Raw genomic sequence first — 1,829 nt, 5'->3', positions numbered from 1 at the left:
CTACTGACCCAGCTAATTCTTTCGATTTATCTTCTTTTTGTTTACGAGTCTCAATTTCTTTAATCGTCGTTGTTGCTTTTTCTTTTTGTTCTTTAATTTCTTCTTCTTTATTTTTTACTTTTTTCTCTAATCGTGCAAACTTCGCTTCTTTTTGTTCGATATCACGGTCTAACCTGTCCTTATAAACAAGTTGTTTTTTTATATACTCTTCGTTTTTTTCTATTTGATTTTCAAGTTCTAAACGTTTCTCAAACTCTTCACCAGTTATAGTCTTAAATGTTTTTTCATCAAAACCAAGCATTTTAAGTTCTTCTCTCAATTCATCATTAAATTCGATAAATAGTTGCTCATCATTCAAATAACGATATATAATAAGTTTAGTCATATACTCAATTAAATAACTGACAGAAACGTTGCTATAGTAAGTAGCAACGTTTTTTTTCATTAAATTAAGCGCTTCCTTGATTTCTGAATCAATTGTCAGTGTCATTTTTGCTTTTTTACTCATTCTCTAAACCTCTCTTTAATTCTTCTAATTCTTTCTTCAATTCTTCTAAAGTAGGTTCTTTCTTAGTCCTTTTGCTCGTTTTACGTTTAGATACGTATTTAGGTATTTCAAACACTTCAATCCAACTCACAATTTTATCGTTGGAACCATATTTTTTAATCGATTCAACACTAAATATGCGCTTATCATCTAAACCAAAATAACTGTATACTTGGTCAAATACTGCTTTGATAACATTATCAATATCGGGTTTGACAATCATAGGTACATCCCAAAAATCTTCGTTATTGCATTTAAAAATTAAATCTTGATGTACTTTATATCCAATATTAATTTCATCATTACGTAATTTTTGACGCATCAACTCTAATTCCTCTTCACTAAAGTTGCTTTCTATTTTTGTTGGTACATCTTTAGCAAATTTTTGATATGTCTCACTATGTGAAACCCCACCATTTTTGAAAACGCGAGGACGACTCGCACTAATTGGTCTGATATCTAATTCAAATACGATTTCATCAATCTTATTCATCGTCCTCATCATCTTCTTTATCTGATTTTTTACGCGCTTCGTTGACACGTTGCATTTCTAATCTAACAACTGAATCTAACATGTCACTCGCGCTTTTAAAACCTAATTCTTTCGCTTTTTCATCAGCATCATCTCTAATTTCTTTATCCACTAAAATTCTTTCTTTTTCACGTTTTGGTAATGGTTTTACGTCATTATCATACTCACCTTTTGCAATTTTATATAAATAGTAATTAGTGATACTTGAATTACTTTTTGCCACAGGCGATTCTATCACATTCATCAATCTTTTTAATCGTCTTGTTGTCGTGTAATTAATGGATAGCATTGTTCTTTTCTTAGCCATTTTCAAAATCTCCTTTTAATTTTGTTAGTCACGGTCATTATCTTGTCTTGTTTGATACTTACGACGTTTACGTTGTTGACGCTCACGCTCTCTCATTTCGTGTTTTGCTTGAACATTTTCACGATGATTTTGCTTGATACTATTTAACATTCTACCATCAACAACTCTTAGAACGAGAATCATAATGAACATTGAAATGACAATAATAATAAAGTCACTCATTTTCATATCTGTTTTTTCGAAAAATGTTAACGGAAATTGCAATAACATTGACCAAAATAGTGTTCTGTTGTAGTCACGTTCTAAGAATAATCTTTCTCCTGCAGTCGTTTCAGCAACGAATTGGTCTGAATTAAGCAATGTCTTTTCTTTACCAAAAAGCATGAACCATGTAATTACGATTCCGATTTCTGATACTGCTAACTTCGGTATAAATGGCATGC

The 1,829-nt window shown here is 31.0% G+C and carries 4 protein-coding genes; all 4 read right to left on the bottom strand.

From position 1 onward, the window contains the following. Nucleotides 1-508: hypothetical protein (locus DVA66_RS21165; protein WP_157974185.1), on the bottom strand; the 508-nt coding region annotated here is incomplete at its 3' end. Next, entirely contained in the window at nucleotides 501-1,040 is a 540-nt protein-coding gene (locus DVA66_RS19985; protein WP_157974184.1) for a RusA family crossover junction endodeoxyribonuclease, read from the bottom strand. The genes DVA66_RS19985 and DVA66_RS21165, both read right to left, overlap by 8 nt. Continuing rightward, nucleotides 1,033-1,386, bottom strand: a complete 354-nt coding sequence (locus DVA66_RS21160) for a hypothetical protein (protein ID WP_157974183.1) — start codon at nucleotides 1,384-1,386, stop codon at nucleotides 1,033-1,035. The genes DVA66_RS19985 and DVA66_RS21160 overlap by 8 nt, the downstream gene beginning before the upstream one ends. A 24-nt stretch (nucleotides 1,387-1,410) precedes the next feature. Continuing rightward, a partial coding sequence (locus DVA66_RS21155; RefSeq protein WP_157974182.1) for a hypothetical protein occupies nucleotides 1,411-1,829 on the bottom strand: 419 nt, incomplete at its 5' end.

It is taken from the genome of Desertihabitans aurantiacus (assembly GCF_003344635.1).
Taxonomy (GTDB): Bacteria; Actinomycetota; Actinomycetes; order Propionibacteriales; family Propionibacteriaceae; genus Desertihabitans; species Desertihabitans aurantiacus.
This window is presented reverse-complemented; position numbering and strand designations above follow the sequence as displayed.